This is a genomic window from Stenotrophomonas maltophilia group sp. RY12688, from assembly GCF_052149045.1.
Taxonomy (GTDB): Bacteria; Pseudomonadota; Gammaproteobacteria; order Xanthomonadales; family Xanthomonadaceae; genus Stenotrophomonas; species Stenotrophomonas sepilia.
This window is the reverse complement of record NZ_CP197389.1, coordinates 2,021,225-2,043,189: the sequence shown is the minus strand read 5'-3', so window position 1 is coordinate 2,043,189 and position 21,965 is coordinate 2,021,225. Positions and strand designations below refer to the sequence as shown.

The window sequence follows — 21,965 nt, the reverse complement described above, 5'->3', positions numbered from 1 at the left end:
GGCAAGAAGGCGCCGCTACCGTCGGGTCGAACCGACGGTAGCGGCAACCGGGAAGCCACGATGCACGAAGGCGCGGGCCATGCCCGGCCCGGGATGAGTCCCGAACCGGCTTGGCATCGCCCGCTCCTGCGGACCTCTCTTTCAGCGCTGTACCTTTGACTGTACGTACCGGGCGGCTTCGTCTCCCCCCGATTGTCAGTAGTCTGATCCCTCCCCTGCATTGGGGGAGGGCTTTTTGCAGACTCCCGGCAGCCCGCGGTGAACCCACCCGCACCCTGCCCCAGCCCACCTGCAACCCGCGTGCCAGAACCCGCGCCAGGCGATTGGCACGGCACGTGCATCAACGAAGTCCTCAAGACCCAGCGGCGCAGGCCGCTATTTTCGTTGACGACGGGCCAGCGCACGACGGCCGGGCCCGGATACCAGGAGAAACGACGTGGCAGACTTTGGATACGGTGGCATTGGCTCGGGGCTCAACATCTCGGACATCGTCAACCAGCTGGTCGCAGCCGACCGCAAGCCCGCCGACAATGCGCTGAACCTGCAGCAGTCCAAGGCCAAGATGCAGCTGTCGTCGATCGGCACCATCACCTCGGCCTTCGACAAGCTGAAGACGGCGCTGACCGCACTGAAGGCCACCACGGCGTTCGACACGCGCACCGTGACCGCAAGCAAAGGCGGCGACAAGGGCACCGACGAGATCCTGACGGCGTCGGTCGCGCTGTATGACGTCGGCACAACCAAGGCTGCCGCCTCCAATGGCACGCACGTGGTCAATGTCACCTCGCTGGCCACCGCGCACAAACTGATCGCCGATACCTCGGTACCCAAGACCGACACGTTTGCTGCCGGAACCTTGACGCTGACCGTTGGCGTGGGCGACAAGGCCAAGACCATGAACGTGGAGGTGGAGGACGGCGACACGCTGACCACCATCCGCAACAAGATCGATGCGGCTGGCCGCAAGGAAGGCGTGCAGGCCACCCTGATCAGCTCCGGCGACAACCAGTACCTGTCGATCGCCCAGGAGAAGACCGGTGCCGCCAACGCGATCAAGCTCGAATACGCAGGCAGCGACGCCAAGCTGGGGGGACTGGTCAACAGCCTCAAGCAGAACACCGCCGCCGCCGACGCCGAGCTGACCATCGATGGCGTGAAGGTCGTAAGCGCCAGCAATACGGTGGCCGATGCGGTTCCGGGCCTGACCCTGAACCTGAAGATGCCGGGCACCAGCACGGTGACCATCAGCACCGACACTGCGGCAGCCACCAAGGTGATGCAGGAGTTCGTCACCGCCTACAACGCCGCACTGGCGGCGATCAACACCGAAACCAAGTACGACGCCAAGACCAAGGAAGCCTCCACGCTGACCGGTGATGCGCAGATGCGCGGCGCCACCAGCCAGCTGCGCTCGGTGATGTCGAGCGTGCTCAAGGACCTGGCTGGTGACAAGCTCGATGCCAAGGCGATCGGTCTGGATACCCGCGGCTACCCCAATGCCGACGGCACGCTGATCCTGGACACCACCAAGTTCGCCGCCGCACTGGCCAGCCAGCCGGAGAAGATGCGCCAGGCGATCACCGGAGATACCGGCGGTGCCGGCAAGCTGTACACGCTGGTCGACGGCTATGTCAGCACCACGGTCGGCAAGGAAGGCGCGTTCGTCGCGCGGACCAAGGGACTGAACACCACGCTGGACAACATCGACAAGCGCCGCAAGGATCTCGACACGCGGATGAAGAGCGTGGAAGAGCGCTACAAGAAGCAGTTCATCGCGCTGGACAGCCTGATGGGCAAGTTGCAGCAGAGCAACACGGCGCTGCAGCAGCAGCTGGCACAGTTGAACCGCTGACGATGCGTGCGTGGCACTCAAGTTTGCCGCGCAATGCACCGATAACGGACGCAACAGCAATCATCGCCGCGCCGCCGGCACCGATCCCCACGATCGCCCGGCGGCACCCCGCGCAAGGAGAATCACGAATGTACGGTTCCAGCCGTCAATATGCCGAGCAGTACCGCCAGGTGGGAGTGACCAGTGCGGTCGCCGATGCCGATCCGCACAAGCTGGTGGCGATGCTGCTGGCCGGCGCGCTGGAGCGCGTGCGTCGCGCCCTGGCCAGCCTCGAGCGCGGCGACCAGGCCGGCAAGGGCAAGGCGATCGGCGAAGTCTGCGCGATCGTCGGCCACCTCAACGGCTCGCTGGACCATGAGGCCGGCGGCGAGATCGCCGGCAACCTGTCGGCCCTGTACGATTACGTGCTGCAGCGCCTGACCGAAGCCAACCTGCACAACGACCGCGCCGCGCTGGATGAATCGCTGCAGCTGCTGGGCGAGATCGACAGCGCCTGGAACGCGATCCCGCACGAACAGCGCCGCCCGGCCGCGGTGGCGCCATGAGCCTGCCCGAACTGCACGCGCAGCTGGATGCCTTCGAGAAGGCACTGGGCGATGACGCCCTGGACCAGGCCGACAGCCTGCTCGACGGGCACGACAGCACCCTGCATGCCCTGCTCAGCCAGCCGCTGACCGCTGCGGACCACGCGCCGCTGAGCGCCCTGTTCGAGCGCCAGCAGAGCCTTCTGGGCCTGCTGCGCCAGCGCCGCGATGCAGCAGCCGCACTGATGAATGACGGTCAGCGCTCTCTTCGCGCCGCCCATGCCTACCTGCAGGCAGAATCGCTGGCATGACCCAGCTGCCGACCACGTCGCTGCACCATCCTGCCGAAAGCGAGCTGTTCGACGAAACGCTCAGCTGCGAGCTGGCCCTGCCGGCCGAGTTCCAGGCGGGCAGCGCGGCCGGACGCACCAGCGGTGCCGAAGGCCTGCTGCGCAGCTTGGCACTGGTCGAAGACAGCCGTGTTGACGAGCACGACGAGCGCAACGAGGCCACCCTGCAGCTGCAACGCCTTGAAGCCAAGCTGGACCTGGCGATGGTGCTGCTCGGCCGCTTGGTGCGCCAGCAGGGCCTGGAACTGCCCCTGCGCCCGGTGCGCTGGTCGCGCCGTGGCATCCGCCTGCAGCTGGGCCCGCGCAGTGGTGCCAGCCCCGGACAGGCCGGCGTGGTGCGCCTGCAGCCCAGCGACTGGCTGCCCGACCACATCGACCTGCCGGTGGAAGTGATCGCCGAGGCAGCCGACGGCAGCGGCGGCCACTTCCTGTGGCTGCGCTTCCAGCGCCTCGGCGACGGCCTGGAAATGGCAATGGAACGGCACCTGTTCCGACTGCACCGCCGCCAGGTGGCCGAGGCGCGCCGGGCGCGCTGAAAGCTGCCACCATCACGCTTGGCGGGCAAGCCTTGGCGCGCCCGTTCAGCTAAGTTAAGGTGGACTCCCCTACACGGATCTGTTGCGTGCCTGTGCGAGTTCTCATCGTCGACGATCACACCCTCGTCCGCGCCGGCCTGGCGCGGCTGCTGCAGGGGTTTGCCGACGTGCAGCTCGTCGCCGAGGCCAGCAACGCCGAACAGGCACTGCAGCTGGCGCTGCAGCATGCGCCGGATGTGGTGCTGATGGATCTCTCGTTGCCGGGCCGCACCGGCCTGGAAGCGCTCAGCGACATCCGCCTGCGCGCCCCGGGCACCCGGGTGGTGATGATGACCATGCACGACGATGCCGCCCATGTGCGCGACGCCCTGGATCGCGGTGCGGTCGGGTTCGTGGTGAAGGATGCAGCACCGCAGGAGCTGGAACTGGCGCTGCGCGCCGCGCATGCCGGCCAGGTGTTCCTGAGTCCCCAGATCTCGGCCAAGATGCTGGCACCCATGCTGGGCCGCGAGAAGCCTACCGGCATTGCCGCGCTGTCGCCGCGTCAGCGCGAGATCCTGCGCCGCATCGGCAAGGGCGAAAGCAACAAGGAAATCGCCGCGGACCTCGGCATCAGCGTGAAGACGGTGGAAACCCATCGCGCACGCATGATGGAGTCGTTGGGCTGCCGCCGCGCCAATGACCTGTTGCTGCTGGCCGCGCGCCACCAGCACGAGCTGGAGTGATTGCCTGCGAATGGGGTCAGATCCCTTTCCGCAGGAAAGGGATCTGACCCCTGCCCGGCACTGCACCGGCGACGAATTCCCGTCACCCCGACATTCCCTGACAGGAATCCGTACACCGGCCGCTGCAAAACCCGCTGCGTCGGCACGACGAATCAATGACTTGGCGGCCCGTTTCGTCAATATCCCGAGCCAATGTAGGGATAACCCCTACATCCTGTCGGGACAACCACGAATCCCCTCAGGAACCCCCCGATTCCGCCCACGCCGGATCAAAAGCAAGATGCGTTCCACAAGGCGCCGGGGAGCGGCGCCGGGGAACCACGATGAAGGCTGCACTCTCGACCCAGCTGGGCCAACAACTTCACCTCACCCCGCAGCTGCTGCAGTCGATACGGCTGTTGCAGCTTGATGGCCTGCACCTGGAACAGGAAATCCAGCGCCTGCTGGACTCCAACCCGCTGCTGGAGATCGAAGAGGCCGAAGCGCCGGCCGCTGATGCCACCGAGGTCAGCGCCACCACGCTGGAAACCGCCGCGTTCGACGAGCTGCCGGAGTCTTCGATGTGGGACGTGGCCGGCGCCAGCTGGCAGGACGGCGACGACGACCGCATGGCGCGCATTGCCGCCGGTGAGTCGACCGACCCTCAGCTGCGCGTGCTGCAGCGCCTGGCGCTGGACATGGACGACAGCGAACTGGCGGTGGCCGCGTTCTGGCTCGACCACTGCGACGAGGCAGGCTACCTGCAGGCGCCACTGGCGCAGCTGCAGCTGCTGGCCAGCGCCCAGTTCGACATCGCCGCCGAAGGCGTCGAGGCCATCCGCCAGCAGCTGCTGCACGGTGAACCGGCTGGCATGGCTGCGCAGGACCTGCGCGAAGGCCTGCAGGCACAACTGCGCAGCCTGCACGGCGTGGTCCCCGCGCGTCACCTGGCCGCCCGCATCCTCGCTGGCGCGCTCGAGGCACTGGCCGCGCACGACTACCCCGCCCTCGCCCGCCAGCACGACGCCGAGATCGACGACGTGCGCGAGGCGGTGCGCCTGATCCTCTCGCTGCAGCCGCGCCCCGGCGACAGCCTGCTGCCCGAACGCAACGCTGTGGTAGTGCCGGACGTCGTCGCCTGGCACGCCGATGGGCAATGGAAGGTGGCACTGAACCCGGCCACCAGCCGCCGCGTCTCGATCAACAGCCAGTACGAACAGGCGCTGGCCGAAACCAGCGAAGCCGCGCCGGCACTGCGCGAGATGCTGCAGGAGGCGCGCTGGTTCAGCCGCGGCCTGTCGATGCGCTACGACACCCTGCTGCGCACCGCGCGCGTGATCGTCGAGCGCCAGGCCGCCTTCCTGGTGAGTGGCGAAGAGGCGATGGCGCCGCTGACCCTGAAGGAAGTGGCCGAGGAAATCGGCATGCACGAGTCCACCGTCTCGCGCATCACCACCGGCAAGTTCCTGCAGACCCCGCGCGGCACCTTCGAACTGAAGCACTTCTTCGCCGTGCGCCTGGAAGGCGCCAGCGTCTCCGGCCAGGCGGTGAAAGCCATGGTCCGCCGCCTGATCGACGCCGAACCCGCCGGCCGTCCGCTGGCCGACGAGGCCATTGCCGGCCTGCTGTCACGCCAGGGGGTGAACATTGCCCGCCGAACCGTCGCAAAATACCGAGAACAACTGGATATCGCCCCGGCCCGCGAACGGCGCCGGCTCAGCGCCAGGCAACCGCAGCTGGCCCGGGTGGGCTGAAAAGGATGTTGGACATGAACAAGCTCACGGTCCTGCTGGTCGATGACCACGAGGGCTTCATCAACGCGGCGATGCGCCATTTCCGCAAGATCGACTGGCTGCAGATCGTCGGCAGTGCCGGCAACGGCCTGGAAGCGATCGAGCGCTCGGAAACGCTGCGCCCGCAGGTGGTGCTGATGGACCTGGCCATGCCGGAGATGGGCGGCCTGCAGGCCACCCGCCTGATCAAGTCGCAGGACGATGCACCGTACATCGTGATCGCCAGCCACTTCGACGACGCCGAGCACCGCGAACACGCGCTGCGTGCCGGTGCCGACAACTTTGTCAGCAAGCTGTCCTACATCCAGGAAGTCATGCCGATCCTGGAAGGCCTCAGGGAGGAACAGTCGTGAGTGAATCGCGCATCCTGGTGCTGGACAACGACGCCGTGCGCGCAGAGCGCACCGTTGCCCTGCTGGAATTCATGGACTTCAATCCGCGCTGGGTGTCCGACGCGGCCGACTTCGACCTGGGCCGGCAGCGCCAGAACGACTGGATGGCGGTGATCGTCGGCAGCCTGGACGACAGCCCCGCCAGCACCGCGCTGTACAACTGGCTGGGCGGCAGCAGCCTGCCGCCTCCGGTGCTGCTGGCCGATGGTGATGCCGCAGTGTTTGCCCAGCAGCACGGGCTGCATGAAGCGAATATCTGGCCGCTGGAAACGCCGCTGCGCCACGCGCAGATGGAAGCCCTGCTGCGCCGCGCCAGCCTCAAGCGCCTGGATGCCGAGCATCAGGCCGGCGCCGCGCAGGACCAGGGACCCACCGGCAACGGCCCGGCAGTGAGCGCCCTGCGCACCATGATCGAGCAGGTGGCCGCATTCGATACTACCGTGCTGGTGCTGGGTGAATCCGGTACCGGCAAGGAAGTGGTGTCGCGCGCCATCCACCAGCGTTCGCCACGCCGTGACGGACCGTTTGTGGCGATCAACTGCGGCGCCATTCCGGCCGACCTGCTGGAAAGCGAACTGTTCGGCCATGAGAAGGGCGCCTTCACCGGCGCGCTCACCGCGCGCAAGGGCCGTTTCGAAATGGCCGAGGGCGGCACCCTGCTGCTCGACGAAATCGGCGACATGAGCCTGCCGATGCAGGTGAAGCTGCTGCGCGTGCTGCAGGAGCGCAGTTTCGAGCGCGTGGGTGGCAACCAGACCATCCGCTGCAACGTGCGCGTGGTGGCCGCGACCCATCGCGACCTGGAGACCCGCATCGCTGAGGGCAAGTTCCGCGAGGATCTGTTCTACCGCCTCAACGTGTTCCCGATTGAAGTACCCGCGCTGCGCGAGCGTCGCGAAGACCTGCCGGCACTGGTGGAAACCATCGCCGCGCAGCTGGCCCGCACTGGCCGTGGCGAAGTGCGCTTCACCCCGGAAGCCCTGCAGGCGCTGGCCGGCTACGAATGGCCGGGCAACGTGCGCGAGCTGACCAACCTGGTCGAACGACTGGCCGTACTGCATCCGGGTGGCTCGGTGCGCGTACAGGACCTGCCGGCCCGTTATCGTGGCGATGCGGCACTGGCCGCCGTCGCTGCGCTGGCGCCGGCACCGCCCGCCGCCAGCGAAGAGCGACTGGACCTGCGCAGCTTCTCCTTCCACACACCCGGCAGCGGCAACCAGCCGGCGCTGGAACACGGTATCGCCGTCAATCGCCCGGCGGCACCGGCCGCACTGCCCGACGAGGGCATGGACCTGCGCAACCACATGGCCAGCATCGAACTGGGCCTGATCAACGAAGCACTGGAACGCACCCAGGGCGTGGTCGCCCACGCCGCCCAGCTGCTTGGCCTGCGCCGCACCACCCTGGTGGAAAAGCTGCGCAAGTACGGCATCGAACGCGAGCAGGCCGAACTGGCCGGCTGAACCGCGCCACCAGCATGAAGGGGGCACGAACGCCTGGGCTCGCCCGGGCGTTGGTGTTTTGGGCGCCTGGGCTCACATCCCCTTGCTGCGGAGCGGGATCTGAGCCCATTGCTTTTGCACGTTTTCCTAGAGACAACACCGCCGCAGTGCGGAGCATGGCGAGGACACCCCCAAGGAGGTTCCACCATGCATCGCCTTGCCCTGCTCGCCACCCTGCTCTGCCCGGCCCTGGCCACCGCGGCCAACTGCACGCTACCTGTCACGCTGGACCAGCGCCACTTCACCAACCTCAGCGATCCGTTGTATGCGCCGGACAATCCGAACGCCGGACGCATGGTGCAGGTCAGCTTCACCGGCAACCAGTACGTGCTGGATATCCTCGGCACCGACCTGCGCATCGGCGGCAGCTACCGCTACCAGCGCCTGGCCCCGCATATCGCGGAGATCCAGATGAGCGAAAGCCACCCGGCCGGCCCCGCACGCTACACCCTGCTGCTGACCTGCCTGAGCGACCGCCAGGGCCGCTTCATCTACACCCAGCACGACGGCCCCATCGCCCCGCGCCAGCGCCAGAATTCCGGCCACTGGACCCTGCAGCCGTAGGCCAGAAAACCGACGCCGGTTAAATGGCGCCTTCAATGGGGTCAGAGCCCGTTGCGTTGCAACGGGATCCGACCCCGTGCCGACCAACGGTCGGCACCCACCATCAGTAGCAGGTTTCAACAGATCGCGGCCACCTGTCGCCGGACCCAGCCCGCCACCCCACGGATAGCCCGATTTTGACGTTGACGTTGACGTTGATTCGGCGAGTGCAGGGCGCAGCCCTGCCAGCACACACACACCAGACCCTCACGTCACTGAATCGAAAACCGGTTTCGGCACGGCACTTGCACCTGCTCCAGCAGACAACCCCATCCCTGTTTCTGGAACCGTTGCAGATGTCCCACTCCGTCACTTCGATCCTTTCGCAGATCCGCTCCTATCAGACCCAGATGGGGCAGCCGGCGCTCAACCCGCTGGGCGAAACGCCGCGCAGCAATGCCCTGCCGGGCACGGTGCTGGAAGCACCGCAGGCCCAGCCGGCCAGCTTCACCGAAACCCTGCGTGGTGCGATTGCCGGCGTCAACGATGCGCAGCAGAAGTCCGGCGCCCTCGCCAAGGCCTTTGAAATGGGCGACCCCAGCGCCGACCTGGCCAAGGTGATGGTCGCCTCGCAGCAGTCCCAGATCGCCTTCCGCGCCACCGTGGAAGTCCGCAACCGTCTCGTCCAGGCCTACCAGGACGTGATGAACATGCCGCTGTAAGGAATAGAGACGCATGGCACTGACGCTCTCCAAGGACAGCCTGAACGCCGAAAAGGCCGGGCAATGGTTCGACCGCCTGCAGAGTCTGCAGATCACCCGTCGGCTGGGCCTGATGGCGATGATCGCGGTGGCGGTGGCGGCAGGCCTGTCCGTGTTCTTCTGGTCACAGAAGCCGGGCATGGTCCCGCTTTACACCGGCCTGGACCAGAAGGCGACCGCTGAAGCGACCGACCTGCTGCGCGCCGCGCAGATTCCGTTCGCGCTCGATCCGGCCACCGGTGGCATCACCGTGCCGGAAAAGAACCTGCACGACGCCCGCCTGAAGCTGGCCGGCTCCGGCCTGACCGACAGTGGCAAGCTCGGCTTCGAGCTGATGGAACGCGACCCGGGCTTCGGCGTCAGCCAGTTCGTGGAAAGCGCGCGCTACCAGCACGCGCTGGAAACCGAGCTGTCGCGCACCATCAACACGCTGCGCCCGGTACGTGATTCACGCGTGCATCTGGCCATTCCCAAGCCCAGCGCCTTCACCCGCCAGCGTGACGTGGCCAGCGCCTCGGTCACCCTGGAACTGCGGGGCGGCCAGCAGCTGGAACGCAGCCAGGTGGACGCCATCGTGCACATGGTCGCGGCCAGCATTCCGGACCTGGCGCCGGAACGGGTGACCGTGGTCGACCAGAGCGGGCGCATGCTCAGCATCACCGACCCGAACAGCGAGGCGGCGGTCAACGCCGCGCAGTTCGAGCAGGTGCGGCGCCAGGAAACCTCGTTCAACCAGCGCATCCGCGAGCTGCTGGAGCCGATGACCGGCCCCGGCCGCGTCAACCCGGAAGTGAGCGTGGACATGGACTTCTCGGTGACCGAGGAAGCCCGTGAGCTCTACAACGGTGAACCGCAGAAGCTGCGCAGCGAGCAGATGAGCGAGAACACCACCAGCACGCCGGGTCCGCAGGGCGTGCCGGGTGCCACCAGCAACAGTCCGCCGGGCCAGCAGGCCGCGCCGGCCACCGCGCAGACCCCGACCGAAAGCAGCAAGAACGCCACCCGCAACTACGAGCTGGACCGCACCCTGCAGCACACCCGCCAGCCGGCCGGCCGCATCAAGCGCGTGTCGGTGGCGGTGCTGGTGGACAACGTGCCGCGCGCCGGCGCCAACGGCAAGATGAGCCCGCAGCCGCTGTCGGCCGCCGAACTGACCCGCGTCGAGGCGCTGGTCAAGCAGGCCGTCGGCTTCAACGCCGAGCGTGGCGACACCGTGTCGGTGATGAATGCCCCGTTCGTGCGCGAGACCACGCCCGAACAAGGCCCGGCCTGGTGGGAGCTGCCGTGGGTGCACGATGCAGGCCGCATGCTGCTGGGCGCGGTGGTGGTGCTGGCGCTGCTGTTCGGCGTGCTGCGCCCGGCGCTGCGCGCGATCACCGGCCAGAGCAAGAAGAATGACGAACAGGCCCTGGAACCGCACACCGCGGATGTGCAGCTGGTCGATGACGATGGCATTGCGCTGCCAGCGCTGGGCACCGAGCGGGCAAGCCTGGGCGGACCGGATGCGCTCGCACTGCCGGTGGATTCATATGAGGAACGACTGCGGATGGCGCGTGAAGCCGTGAAGACCGACTCCAAGCGCGTGGCCCAGGTGGTCAAAGGCTGGGTGGCCAATGACTGAGGCACAACTGACCGGAGTACAGCGCGCGGCCGTGCTGCTGCTTTCGCTGGGTGAGCTGGATGCGGCCGAAGTGCTGCGCCACATGGAACCCAAGGAAGTACAGAAGATCGGCATCGCCATGGCCACCATGACCGACATCACCCGCGAGCAGGTGGAGCGGGTGATGGACCAGTTCGGCCAGGAACTGGGCTCGAAGACCTCGCTGGGCGTGGGCTCGGATGACTACATCCGCAACATGCTGGTGCAGGCGCTGGGCAGCGAGAAGGCCGGCAACCTGATCGACCGCATCCTGCTCGGCCGCAACACCACCGGCCTGGACGCGCTGAAGTGGATGGACCCGCGTGCGGTGGCCGACCTGGTGCGCAACGAGCACCCGCAGATCATCGCCATCGTGATGGCGCACCTGGAAACCGACCAGGCCGCCGACGCGCTGAAGCTGCTGCCGGACCGTACCCGCGTGGATGTGCTGCTGCGCATCGCCACCCTCGACGGTATTCCGCCGAACGCGCTCAATGAACTCAACGAGATCATGGAGCGCCAGTTCGCGGGCAACCAGAACCTGAAGTCATCGAACATCGGCGGCGTGCAGTGCGCGGCCAACATCCTGAACTTCATGGACAGCGGCCAGGACCAGGCAATCCTGGGCGAAATCGCGCGCATCGATGCGCCGTTGAGCAACCGCATCCAGGACCTGATGTTCGTGTTCGACGACCTGGTCGACCTGGACGATCGCGAGATGCAGCTGGTGCTGCGCGAGGTGAGCGGCGAGCGCCTGGGCCTGGCCCTGCGCGGCGCCGACATCAAGGTGCGCGACAAGATCACCCGCAACATGTCGCAGCGCGCGGCCGAGATCCTGCTGGAGGACATGGAAGCCCGCGGCCCGGTGCGCCTGTCCGACGTGGAAGGCGCACAGCGCGAGATCCTGGCGATCGTCAAGCGCATGGCCGATGAAGGCACCGTCACCATCGGTGGCAGCGCGGAGGCCATGCTGTGAGCAACGTCGTGCGCTGGCTTGCCCCGGACCTGCTGGCCCAGCCCGAACCAGTGCTGGAGCAGGAGGATGCGTTCGAACTCACCGAGCCGGATCCGGAACACGAACCGGAGCCGCCGCTGCAGCTGCCGACCCTTGAAGAGATCCAGGCGATCCAGGACAACGCCGAGAAGGAAGGGTTCGAACAGGGCCATGCCGACGGCTACGGCCAGGGCCAGGCCGAAGTACGTCGCCTCGCCGCGCAGATCGAAGGGATCCTGGACAACTTCAGCCGGCCGCTGGTGCGGCTGGAGAACGAAGTGGTCGGTGCACTCGGCGAACTGGCGGTTCGCATCGCCGGCGCACTGGTCGGCCGCGCCTACGAAGCCGAGCCGGCACTGCTGGCGCAGCTGGTCGGCGAAGCGATCGACGCCGTGGGCGGCAGCACCCGCGAGGTGGAAGTGCGGCTGCATCCGGATGACATCGCTGCCCTCGCCCCGCTGTTGAATCTTTCGCCGACGCAGCGCCTGGTACCGGATACCAGCCTCAGCCGTGGCGACCTGCGCGTGCACGCCGAAGCCGTGCGCATCGACGGCACCCTGGAAGCCCGCCTGCGCGGTGCGCTGGATGCGGTGATCCGCCAGACCGGAGCGACGGCATGAGTGCCGGACCACAAACCACTCCGCCGCCGGCCGACTGGGCCGTAGCCCGCAACCTGCGCCTGGCGCGGCGCCTGGATGGCCTGCGCGTGGACACCGCGCATGGTCGCGGCCTGATCCGCGAGGGCGTGTTGCGCCGTGCGGTCGGGCTCACCCTGGAAGCGGTCGGCTGCGAAGCGCCGCTGGGTGCCAGCTGCAAGGTGGAAGTGGTCGACGGTGGCTGGGTCGATGCAGAAGTGGTCGGCTTTGCCGGCGAGCGCACCTACCTGATGCCCAGCGCCGAACTGCATGGCCTGCTGCCCAATGCCCGGGTGGTGCCATCGGCGCGCCGGGGCGGCGTGGAAGTGGGCGAAGGCCTGCTCGGCCGCGTCATCGACAGCGACGGCGTGCCGCTGGATGGCAAGGGCCCGATCCGCGCCGAGGGCCATGTTGGCATGGCCGGCGTGTCGATCAATCCGCTGGCGCGTGAACCGATCACCCAGCCGCTGGACGTGGGCGTGCGCGCGATCAACGCGCTGCTGCCGATCGGCCGCGGCCAGCGCGTCGGCCTGTTCGCCGGATCCGGCGTCGGCAAGTCGACGCTGCTGGGCATGATGACCCGCTACACCGCCGCCGACGTGATCGTGGTCGGCCTGATCGGTGAACGCGGCCGCGAAGTGCGCGATTTCGTCGAGACCACGCTGGGCGAGGAAGGCCTGCGCCGCGCCGTGGTGGTCGCCAGCCCTGCCGACCGGCCGCCGCTGGCGCGTCTGCATGGTGCCTACCGCGCCACCGCCATTGCCGAGTGGTTCCGCGACCAGGGCCTGAACGTGCTGCTGCTGATGGACTCGCTGACCCGCTTCGCCCAGGCGCAGCGCGAGATCGGCCTGTCGGTCGGCGAACCGCCGACCACCCGCGGCTATCCGCCGTCGGTGTTCGCCAAGCTGCCGGCACTGGTCGAACGCGCCGGCAATGGCGCCAAGGGCCGTGGCTCGATCACCGCGTTCTACACGGTGCTGACCGAAGGCGATGATCCGCAGGATCCGATCGCCGATGCCGCGCGCGCGATCCTCGACGGCCACATCCTGCTCTCGCGCCGCGTGGCCGACAGCGGCTTGTACCCGGCCATCGACGTCGAGTCGTCGGTCAGCCGCGTGGTCACTGAAATCGCCGACGAACCGTGGCGCCTGCGCATCCGCAAGTTGAAGCGACTGGTCTCGGCCTATTCGGCCAACCGGGACCTGATCGCGATCGGTGCTTACCAGCGCGGCAACGACGCGGCCACCGACGAAGCCCTGGAACGCTGGCCGGAAATCATGGAGTTCCTCGGCCAGGACGTTGCCAAGGCCGCAGATCTCCCGCACAGCCAGGCGGCGCTGCAGCGCCTGGTGGAACAAGAGAGTTAAGCCATGAACCAGTCCAAGCGCATCGATCCCCTGCTCAAGCGGGCCCAGGAACATGAGGACGCGGTCGCCCGCGACCTGGCCGAACGCCAGCGCGTGCTCGACACCCATCTGTCGCGACTGGACGAACTGCGCCGCTATGCCGAGGAGTACGCCAACGCACAGATGGCGGCGACCAGCCCGGCACAGTTGCTCAACCGCCGCGCCTTCCTCGATCGACTGGACAGCGCGGTCGAGCAGCAGCAGGCCACGGTCAATGGCAACCGCGAAAAAGTGGAGGCCGAGCGCGCACGCCTGATCCTGGCCAGCCGTGACAAGGCGGTGCTGGAGCAGCTGGCCGCCAGCTACCGGGCGCAGGAAAAGGTGGTGACCGACCGCCGCGACCAGCGCGAGATGGACGACATTGGCGCACGGCGTGCACGCCTGGTGCAGGCCGAAGACCAGGACGGCGCCGAGCAGGGAGGCCGCTCGTGATGCCCGCCCCGCTCGCCAGCAGCGCCAACACGGCCACGCCCGCCACCAGCAACAGTGCCGCACGCGCCTCGCGCAGCGAAGGCGGAAAGGACTTCAGCCAGCTGCTGCAGGGCGGTGCGCCCTGCGCGCCCGCGTCTGCGGGAAACGCCACGACGCCGACGCCATCCACGCCGAGCCCGCCATCGACTGCCGACAGCAATGGCCAGGCACCGGATGAACGCAATGCGGGCGCCGAAGCGGCAACTGCTGAAACGTCGCTGCCACCCGTTGCCGCGACCCCAGCGGGACCCGGCACCGAGAAGGACAAGCCCTCCGCGACCGAGGACGCCCCGTGGCCACCGCCCGGCCTGGCCGGCCTGGTGCTGGCGATGCCGATGCCTGCCGATCCGGCCGCTGCTCTGCCGACCACCGCTGCACCGGCGCTGGCCAGCGACGGTAGCGCGCTGCCTGCTGCTGCCCCCGCCACGAACCCGACACTGCCTGCAGACGCACCGGCGACGGCCACCACAACCCCAGTGGCGGCTGACGCCAAACCGGCGGCGACCAGTGCGGACGATGCCACGGCGCTGCCACTGCCGGAGATGATCCTGCCCGGCAAGCGCAGCGAGCGCGGCGAAGGCAGTGACGTGGCCGCCGTTGGCGACCGCGCCAGCACACCCCTGCTGCACGCCCCGGCAGCAGCCGCCGTACAGGACCTCAAGGCGGCGCTCGCCGCCGGCAATGCGATCTTCAATGGCGAGCCGACGCCGAAACCCGTGCTGGGTGACGATGGCTTCGACCAGGCCATCGGCGCACGCCTGGGTTGGCTGGCCGACCAGAAGATCGGCCACGCCCACATCCGCCTGAGCCCGGACGACATGGGCCCGGTCGACGTGCGCCTGCAGTTGAACGGCGACAAGGTGCATGCCAGCTTCAGCAGCCCGCACGTGGACGTGCGGCAAGCGCTGGAAAGCAGCCTGCCGCGCCTGCGCGAGCTGCTGGGCGAACAGGGCTTCCAGCTGGCCCACGCCGATGTCGGCCACCAGTCACCGGGTGGTGAGGGCAATGCGCCGGGCCAGCCCGGTGGCAGCGGCATCATCGGCGACGGAGAACCGACGCCGGGCGATGCCAGCGTGTCGTCGGCGCAGTTGATCCGCCAGCGCGGACTGCTGGACGCCTACGCCTGACAGCCGTGCCGACCAGGGTCGGCACCCACCAGCGCAGGTTTCCGACGGAATTCCGTCGCATCCCGCTGCCCGGCCTTCGGCACGCCCCTTGCATATCCCGGTGAAGCAACCCTCAGGAGCTTCACCCGTGGCCGCAGCCGCTGACAAAACCAAGAAGACCGCAGAGAAGGACAAGGCCGCCAAGCCGCGTAGTCCGATCCTGATCACCGCGCTGGTGGCCGTACTGGCCGCCGCTGCCGCCGGTGGCGGCGTGTGGTTCTTCACCCAGTCCAAGCACGAAGAGAAGACCGCGCAGGCGCCGAAGAAGAGCGCGACCCCAGCCCCGGCACAGTACTTCGCGCTGGACCCGGCCTTCGTGGTCAACCTCAATGGCCCGGTCGACGGCCCGCGTTACCTGCAGCTGGAGGTCCAGCTGATGACCCGCGACCCGGCCGCGCTGGAAGCGATCAAGACCCACGCCCCGGCCATCCGTGCGCGCCTGCTGATGCTGTTCTCGCAGGTCAGCCCGGACCAGATCGCCGATGTCGCCGGCAAGCAGAAGCTGCAGGCCGCCTCATTGGCCGAGGTGCAGAAGGTACTCAAGGCCGAGACCGGCAGCAACGGCGCCGACGATCTGCTGTTCACCAGCTTCGTGACCCAGTAAGGGCCCACCGATGAATGATCTGCTGTCCCAGGACGAGATCGATGCCCTGCTCCACGGCGTGGACAGTGGCGCGGTCGAGACCGATGCGGAACCCCCGTCAGGCGAAGCGCGCTCGTACGACTTCGCCAGCCAGGACCGCATCATCCGTGGTCGCATGCCGACCCTGGAAATGGTCCATGAGCGCTTCGCGCGCCTGTGGCGGATCGGCCTGTTCAACCTGATCCGCCGCTCGGCCGAACTGTCGGTGCGCGGCATCGAACTGATCAAGTTCAACGACTACATGCACTCGCTGTATGTACCGACCAACCTGAACCTGATCCGCTTCAAGCCGCTGCGCGGCACCGGCCTGATCGTGTTCGAGCCGACCCTGGTGTTCGCCATCGTCGACAATTTCTTCGGCGGCGACGGGCGCTACCCCACCCGCATCGAGGGCCGCGAGTTCACGGCTACTGAAATGCGGGTCATCCACCTGCTGTTGAAGCAGACCTTCGCCGATCTGCGCGAAGCGTGGGCACCGGTGATGGATGTCGACTTCGAGTACATCAACTCGGAGATCAACCCGCATTTCGCCAACATCGTGACCCCGCGCGAATATGTGGTGGTGTGCCGCCTGCACGTCGAGCTCGACGGTGGCGGCGGCGACATCCACGTCACCCTGCCCTACTCGATGCTGGAACCGATCCGCGAACTGCTCGACGCCGGCATCCAGAGCGACCGCAACGACCGCGACGAGAGCTGGGGCAAGACCCTGCGTGAGCAGCTCAACGTCGCCGAAGTCACCCTGTCCAGCGTGCTGGCCAGCAAGCGCATGACCCTGCGCGACCTGACCCAGCTGAAGGTCGGCGACATCCTGCCGATCGAGCTCAGCCCGCAGGTGCCGCTATGCGTGGAGAACATCCCCGTGTTCACCGGCGAGTTCGGCATCGCCAACGGCATGAACGCCGTGAAGATCACCGCTACCCATCCGCCGGGCACCCGCCCGCGCGTACCCGTCATCCAGGAAGACCCGCAATGAACGATATCGACGCCCTCGAACCGACCCCGGCCCAGTTCAGCAGCCTGCAGGCCGATGAGGCAAATGGTCCGGACCTGAACCTGGACGTGATCCTCGATGTGCCGGTGACCCTGTCGCTGGAAGTCGGTCGTGCCCGCCTGCCGATCCGCAACCTGCTGCAGCTCAACCAGGGCTCGGTGGTGGAACTGGAACGCGGTGCAGGCGAATCGCTGGACGTGTTCGTCAACGGCACCCTGATCGCCCACGGCGAAGTGGTGGTGATCAACGACCGCTTCGGCGTGCGCCTGACCGACGTGGTCAGCCCCAGCGAGCGTATCCGGAGACTGCGTTGAGCCTGCTGGCCTCCACCCTGCTCGCGGTCGGCAAGGCCGCCGCGCCGATCGGCCCGCAGGTCGGCCAGCATGCGGCCGCCGCACCCAGCCTGTTCGGTGCGGTGCTGGCGCTGCTGGCGGTGCTGGCGCTGGTGATCGGCCTGGGCTGGCTGCTCAAGCGCATGCCTGGCAGCGGCTTCCGCCCGGCCGAAGGCATGAAGCTGGTAGCCAGCCTCAGTGTCGGCGCCAAGGAGCGCGTGGTGGTGGTGGAGGTCAATGGCCAGCAACTGCTGCTGGGCGTCACCGCCGGCGGCATCAATACCCTGCATACCCTGCCCGAGCCGCTGCCGCCACCGGCACCGGTGCGCGTGCCGGACTTCAAGAACCTGCCGAATTTCGCCCAGCTGCTGCAGCAGCGGCTGCGCAAGGATCCCTGACATGCGTGTCACCCGTACCCGACTTGCCACCCTGATGCCGTGGCTGCTGTTGCTTGCCCTGTGCCTGTTGCCGGCGCTGGCGTTGGCCGCGCCCGGCGCGCCGGCCACCCCTCTGCCGGACGTCAACGTCGGCAAGATCGGCGGCCAGCCGGTCAGCCTGCCGCTGCAGACCCTGCTGCTGATGACCGCGATCACCCTGATCCCGTCAATGCTGCTGGTGCTGACCTCGTTCACCCGCATCATCATCGTGCTGGGCCTGCTGCGCCAGGCGCTGGGCACCGGCCAGACGCCGTCCAACCAGGTGCTGCTGGGCCTGGCCCTGTTCCTCACCGCAATGGTGATGATGCCGACCTGGGACAAGGCGTGGAGCGCGGGCATGGCGCCCTACCTCAACGGCGACATCGACTTCCAGACCGCATGGACGCTGACCACGCAGCCACTGCGCGGCTTCATGCTGGCGCAGATCCGCGAGACCGACCTGATGACCTTTGCCGGCATCGCCGGGCATGGCACCTACGCCAGCCCCGACGCGATCCCGTTCCCGGTGCTGGTCGCTTCGTTCGTCACCAGTGAACTGAAGACCGCCTTCGAGATCGGATTCCTGATCTTCATCCCGTTCGTGATCATCGACCTGGTCGTTGCCAGCGTGCTGATGTCGATGGGCATGATGATGCTGTCGCCGATGCTGGTCTCGGCGCCCTTCAAGATCCTGCTGTTCGTGCTGGTCGATGGCTGGGTGCTGACCGTGGGTACGTTGGCGGCGAGCTTCAATCCGGCCTGATATCCCCCGTAACGCGCAGTCGAGCAGGGCTCGACTCTACATGAGCAGATGGAATCCGAATGTCTCCCGAACTTGCCTTGACTGAACTGCGTGGCGGCCTGATCACCGTGTTGTGGGTGGCCGGCCCGCTGCTGCTCACCGTACTGGTGGTGGGCGTGGTGGTTGGTGTCGTGCAGGCCGCGACCCAGCTCAATGAACCGACCATCGCCTTCGTCGCCAAAGCTGCAGCACTGACCGCGGTGCTGTTCGCACTGGGCAGCCTGCTGATCGGCCACCTGGTTGAATTCACCACGCTGCTGTTCCAGCGAATTCCCCACCTGATCGGCTAGGACACGCGCTTCGATGGACGCCGCCACCCAGATGGCTGCCGACGGCCTTCAGGCCTTCGGCATGATCGGCACCCTACTGTGGACCATGCTGCGCATCGGCGCTGTGGCCATGGCCATGCCCATGGTCGGGACCCGCGCCGTCCCGTCACGGGTGCGCGTGGTGCTGGCTGGCACCCTGGCCATCGCACTGGCCCCGCTGCTGCCCCCGGTGCCGGACTGGACCGGCTTCGACGCCGCCACGGTGCTGACCATCGCGCGCGAGCTGGCCATTGGCGTATCCATCGGTTTCCTGCTGCGGCTGGTGTTCGAAGCCGGTGCGATGGCGGGCGAACTGATCGCGCAGGGCACCGGCCTGGCCTTCGCGCAGATGAGCGACCCGCTGCGCGGTGGTACCTCCGGCGTGATCGGACAGTGGTTCTATCTGCTGTTCGGGCTGCTGTTCTTCACCGCCAACGGCCACCTGGCGCTGATCTCGCTGCTGGTGGACAGCTATCGCGCGCTGCCGATTGGCGCCCCGCTGCCTGATCCCCATGCCTTCTTCAGCATCGCTCCAACCTTCCTGCTGACCGTGCTGCGCGGTGCGCTGACCCTGGCCATCCCGCTGACCGTGGCGATGCTGGCGGTGAACCTGGCCTTCGGTGTCCTGGCGCGAGCCGCCCCTGCGCTGAACCCGATCCAGCTGGGCCTGCCGGTTTCGCTGCTGCTGGGCCTGTTCCTCCTGGCGCTGCTGGCCGGGGAAATGGGGCCGCCGGTACAGCGCCTGTTCGACGCCGCCTTCCAGGCCGCGGACGCGGTCACACGCTGACCCGGTCATCACGTATTGCCGCTTGAAGTCCCCCCCGGTCTGCGCGTTAGAGTGAATGCGCGGCAACCGGGGGGATGCCGCACCTGGCCGGCGCCCGTTCGCGTTGGCCTGCCTCATGCATGCCCCACCGTGGTTTCCGTCGACAGGCAGGTCCGGGAGACTGACGAATGCTGGTAGGCACGTACAACCCGTGGCTGGTGGCGATCTCACTGCTGGTCGCCGTGATGGCGTCGTACACGGCGCTGGCCATGGCAGGGCGCACGGTCACCGCCCCGGGCAGGGCAGCCGCCTGGTGGTGGCGCCTGGGGGGCGGATTCGCCATGGGCCTGGGTGTCTGGTCGATGCACTTCATCGGCATGCTGGCCTTCGATCTGCCCATTGCACTGGGCTACGACCTGCCCATCACCCTGCTCTCGCTGGCCCTGGCGATCGCCTCGTCGGTGTTCGCACTGTGGCTGGTCTCACTGCGTACCCTGCCCCATCCTCGATTGGCCGGTGGTGCCCTGCTGATGGGCACCGGCATTGCCGGCATGCACTACGTCGGCATGGCAGCGATGCGCATGCAGCCCGGGATCGACTACGACCCGGGCTGGCTGCTGCTCTCCCTGGTGGTGGCGGTGGCCGCTTCGTGGACCGCGCTGTACGTGGCGTTCCGCCTGCGCGCGCAGCGCACCCGCGTCGGTGACCGGTTGGCGGCCGCCGGCCTGCTCGGCCTGGCCATCGTCGGCATGCACTACACCGGCATGGCCGCCGCGCGTTTCCCGGAAGGCAGCATTTGCGGCGCCGCGGTCGGTGATGGCCTGCAGAGCGAGTGGCTGGCGATGCTGGTGGTGGTGTTGACGGTTGCGATCCTGGCGGTGGTGCTGGTGGTCTCGTGGCTGGACCAGCGTGTGGAGGCGCAGCTGCTGCGGCTTCGCAACTCGATGCTGAGCACCTCGTTGACCGATGCCCAGCAGGAATTGACCCAGGCCGCACTGCACGACCCGCTGACCCGCCTGCCGAACCGCCTGCTGCTGCAGCGGCGCATCGTGCAGGTGCTGGCCGAAGCCGAACAGGGCGGCAGCCGTTTCGCGGTGATGTTCATGGACCTGGACGGATTCAAGCAGGTCAATGATGCCTACGGCCATCAGGCCGGCGACGCACTGCTGGTGGCGGTGGCCGAGCGTACCCGCCAGCTGCTCCGGCCCAACGATATGCTCGCCCGTCTGGGCGGCGACGAATTCGTGCTGGTGGTGCGCATCGAGCACGACGAGGACCTGCCCACCCTCGCCCGGCGCATCCTGCAGGCGGTGGGCAGCGGCCCGTTGCTGCCGGACAACGAACTTCAAGTGACCGCCAGCATCGGCGTGGCGATCTGCCCCGACCACGCTGCCAGCGAGCGCCAGTTGATGGCCTTCGCCGACGCGGCGATGTACCAGGCCAAGGAATCCGGACGCAACGCCTTCGTGCTGTTCGCCGACTGGATGAACGACAGTGCCGAGCAGCAGTTCCGGCTGCTGGCCGACCTGCGCCGTGCGATCGGCAGCGAGCAGCTGTTCCTGCACTATCAGCCGAAGATCCGCGTGGCCACCCAGAAGGTGGCCGGTGCCGAAGCGCTGATCCGCTGGAAACACCCGGAGCACGGACTGATCCCACCGGACCGCTTCATCCGCCTGGCCGAACGCAGCGGCGCGATCAACGAGATCGGTCGCTGGGCACTGGACCAGGCCTGCCAGCAGCTGCGGCGCTGGCGCGACGCCGGGCATGAAGGCTGGTCGATGTCGGTGAACCTGTCGCCGGTGCAGTTCAGTTCGCCACACCTGCTGCAGGATGTGCGTGAAGTGATCGAACGCTATGGCATTGCCCCGCGCCACCTGGTGCTGGAGATCACCGAAAGCACGGTCATGCGCGATACCGATACCAGCCTTCGCCTGCTGCAGGCGCTGTCGGCGCTGGGCGTGGGCATCTCCATCGACGATTTCGGAACCGGCTATTCCAGCCTGCTGTACCTGAAGCGGCTGCCCGCCACGGAGATCAAGATCGACCACGCGTTCGTGCGTGACCTGGAACACAGTGCGGAGGACGTGGTGATCGTCTCTGCGATCGTGGCGCTGGGCCATGCCCTGGACATGGACATCGTCGCCGAAGGCGTGGAAACCGCCGCGCAGCGCGCCTACCTGGAGCGCCTGGGCTGCGACTTCCTGCAGGGTTATCTGCTCGGCCGCCCGGTCGACGCGGCGCGCTTCATGCAGCTGCACGACCTGCCCCGGCCGCGGGTGGAACTGGCGCAGAGCCCACCGCCGCAACACCCGCCCGGCTGACTCCGGGCCGCGCGCGCCCCATCACGCAGCAGTTCCTGCGACACGTTCCTGTAGAGCCGAGCCGACACTCGGCTGCGCTTCTCGCCTGGACCCAACCGCAGCCGAGCGTGGGCTC

General features: G+C 67.7%; 24 protein-coding genes. All 24 read left to right on the top strand.

Annotated elements, in window-relative coordinates; translation table 11 throughout:
* Window positions 1-436: 436 nt before the first annotated feature.
* The 24 genes from fliD (at window position 437) to ACS0OT_RS09485 (ending at window position 21,850) form a co-directional block, all read left to right on the top strand.
* Window positions 437-1,852 carry a flagellar filament capping protein FliD gene (fliD, locus tag ACS0OT_RS09600; RefSeq protein ID WP_005416448.1) on the top strand — a complete coding sequence of 472 codons (1,416 nt, stop codon included), beginning with the start codon at window positions 437-439 and terminating at the stop codon, window positions 1,850-1,852.
* A 128-nt stretch (window positions 1,853-1,980) separates the two neighbouring features.
* Entirely contained in the window at window positions 1,981-2,397 is a 417-nt protein-coding gene (gene fliS / locus ACS0OT_RS09595; RefSeq protein WP_005416447.1) for a flagellar export chaperone FliS, read from the top strand.
* Window positions 2,394-2,687, top strand: coding sequence for a hypothetical protein (locus ACS0OT_RS09590; protein WP_005416446.1), 294 nt, complete (start codon window positions 2,394-2,396; stop codon window positions 2,685-2,687). The genes fliS and ACS0OT_RS09590 overlap by 4 nt, the downstream gene beginning before the upstream one ends.
* A complete protein-coding gene (locus ACS0OT_RS09585) occupies window positions 2,684-3,262 on the top strand; it encodes a PilZ domain-containing protein (RefSeq protein WP_069138606.1) in 579 nt (192 codons plus the stop codon). The genes ACS0OT_RS09590 and ACS0OT_RS09585 overlap by 4 nt, the downstream gene beginning before the upstream one ends.
* Before the next feature lie 92 nt (window positions 3,263-3,354).
* Entirely contained in the window at window positions 3,355-3,987 is a 633-nt protein-coding gene (locus ACS0OT_RS09580) for a response regulator (protein WP_005413261.1), read from the top strand.
* 323 nt (window positions 3,988-4,310) lie between these two features.
* Window positions 4,311-5,720 (top strand): RNA polymerase factor sigma-54, encoded by a 1,410-nt coding sequence (rpoN, locus tag ACS0OT_RS09575; protein ID WP_164093465.1) that lies wholly within the window; start codon window positions 4,311-4,313, stop codon window positions 5,718-5,720.
* 14 nt (window positions 5,721-5,734) lie between these two features.
* Window positions 5,735-6,112, top strand: a complete 378-nt coding sequence (locus tag ACS0OT_RS09570) for a response regulator (protein WP_005409556.1) — start codon at window positions 5,735-5,737, stop codon at window positions 6,110-6,112.
* Complete coding sequence (locus ACS0OT_RS09565) at window positions 6,109-7,614, top strand: sigma-54 dependent transcriptional regulator (protein ID WP_262090554.1); 1,506 nt, start codon at window positions 6,109-6,111, stop codon at window positions 7,612-7,614. The genes ACS0OT_RS09570 and ACS0OT_RS09565 overlap by 4 nt, the downstream gene beginning before the upstream one ends.
* A 186-nt stretch (window positions 7,615-7,800) precedes the next feature.
* Entirely contained in the window at window positions 7,801-8,217 is a 417-nt protein-coding gene (locus tag ACS0OT_RS09560) for a hypothetical protein (protein ID WP_049460596.1), read from the top strand.
* Between the two features lie 335 nt (window positions 8,218-8,552).
* A complete protein-coding gene (gene fliE / locus ACS0OT_RS09555; protein ID WP_005416441.1) occupies window positions 8,553-8,918 on the top strand; it encodes a flagellar hook-basal body complex protein FliE in 366 nt (121 codons plus the stop codon).
* 13 nt (window positions 8,919-8,931) lie between these two features.
* Window positions 8,932-10,578 (top strand): flagellar basal-body MS-ring/collar protein FliF, encoded by a 1,647-nt coding sequence (gene fliF / locus ACS0OT_RS09550; RefSeq protein ID WP_442256339.1) that lies wholly within the window; start codon window positions 8,932-8,934, stop codon window positions 10,576-10,578.
* A gap of 7 nt (window positions 10,579-10,585) precedes the next feature.
* Complete coding sequence (fliG, locus tag ACS0OT_RS09545; RefSeq protein ID WP_024958226.1) at window positions 10,586-11,572, top strand: flagellar motor switch protein FliG; 987 nt, start codon at window positions 10,586-10,588, stop codon at window positions 11,570-11,572.
* A complete protein-coding gene (locus tag ACS0OT_RS09540) occupies window positions 11,569-12,210 on the top strand; it encodes a FliH/SctL family protein (protein WP_065178547.1) in 642 nt (213 codons plus the stop codon). The genes fliG and ACS0OT_RS09540 overlap by 4 nt, the downstream gene beginning before the upstream one ends.
* Complete coding sequence (locus ACS0OT_RS09535) at window positions 12,207-13,592, top strand: FliI/YscN family ATPase (RefSeq protein WP_065178546.1); 1,386 nt, start codon at window positions 12,207-12,209, stop codon at window positions 13,590-13,592. The genes ACS0OT_RS09540 and ACS0OT_RS09535 overlap by 4 nt, the downstream gene beginning before the upstream one ends.
* A gap of 3 nt (window positions 13,593-13,595) precedes the next feature.
* Window positions 13,596-14,063 carry a flagellar export protein FliJ gene (gene fliJ, locus ACS0OT_RS09530; RefSeq protein ID WP_005416437.1) on the top strand — a complete coding sequence of 156 codons (468 nt, stop codon included), beginning with the start codon at window positions 13,596-13,598 and terminating at the stop codon, window positions 14,061-14,063.
* Window positions 14,063-15,229 carry a flagellar hook-length control protein FliK gene (locus tag ACS0OT_RS09525; protein WP_442256336.1) on the top strand — a complete coding sequence of 389 codons (1,167 nt, stop codon included), beginning with the start codon at window positions 14,063-14,065 and terminating at the stop codon, window positions 15,227-15,229. Before fliJ ends, ACS0OT_RS09525 begins: the two co-directional genes overlap by 1 nt.
* Before the next feature lie 127 nt (window positions 15,230-15,356).
* A complete protein-coding gene (locus tag ACS0OT_RS09520) occupies window positions 15,357-15,872 on the top strand; it encodes a flagellar basal body-associated FliL family protein (RefSeq protein ID WP_005416435.1) in 516 nt (171 codons plus the stop codon).
* Window positions 15,873-15,882: 10 nt separating this feature from the next.
* Window positions 15,883-16,887 carry a flagellar motor switch protein FliM gene (gene fliM / locus ACS0OT_RS09515; RefSeq protein ID WP_005416434.1) on the top strand — a complete coding sequence of 335 codons (1,005 nt, stop codon included), beginning with the start codon at window positions 15,883-15,885 and terminating at the stop codon, window positions 16,885-16,887.
* Window positions 16,884-17,219: a flagellar motor switch protein FliN gene (fliN, locus tag ACS0OT_RS09510; RefSeq protein ID WP_005409543.1), complete on the top strand. Its 336-nt coding sequence runs from the start codon at window positions 16,884-16,886 to the stop codon at window positions 17,217-17,219. The genes fliM and fliN overlap by 4 nt, the downstream gene beginning before the upstream one ends.
* A 17-nt stretch (window positions 17,220-17,236) precedes the next feature.
* The gene (gene fliO / locus ACS0OT_RS09505; RefSeq protein ID WP_171956126.1) at window positions 17,237-17,635 is read left to right on the top strand and encodes a flagellar biosynthetic protein FliO; all 399 of its coding nucleotides are present in this window, start codon (window positions 17,237-17,239) and stop codon (window positions 17,633-17,635) included.
* 1 nt (window position 17,636) lies between these two features.
* Window positions 17,637-18,416, top strand: a complete 780-nt coding sequence (fliP, locus tag ACS0OT_RS09500; RefSeq protein WP_049460579.1) for a flagellar type III secretion system pore protein FliP — start codon at window positions 17,637-17,639, stop codon at window positions 18,414-18,416.
* A 59-nt stretch (window positions 18,417-18,475) separates the two neighbouring features.
* The gene (locus tag ACS0OT_RS09495; protein WP_005413254.1) at window positions 18,476-18,745 is read left to right on the top strand and encodes a flagellar biosynthetic protein FliQ; all 270 of its coding nucleotides are present in this window, start codon (window positions 18,476-18,478) and stop codon (window positions 18,743-18,745) included.
* A gap of 13 nt (window positions 18,746-18,758) precedes the next feature.
* Window positions 18,759-19,550, top strand: coding sequence for a flagellar biosynthetic protein FliR (gene fliR, locus ACS0OT_RS09490; protein ID WP_329953620.1), 792 nt, complete (start codon window positions 18,759-18,761; stop codon window positions 19,548-19,550).
* 167 nt (window positions 19,551-19,717) lie between these two features.
* The gene (locus ACS0OT_RS09485; protein ID WP_442256334.1) at window positions 19,718-21,850 is read left to right on the top strand and encodes a putative bifunctional diguanylate cyclase/phosphodiesterase; all 2,133 of its coding nucleotides are present in this window, start codon (window positions 19,718-19,720) and stop codon (window positions 21,848-21,850) included.
* The last annotated feature ends 115 nt before the right edge of the window (window positions 21,851-21,965 follow it).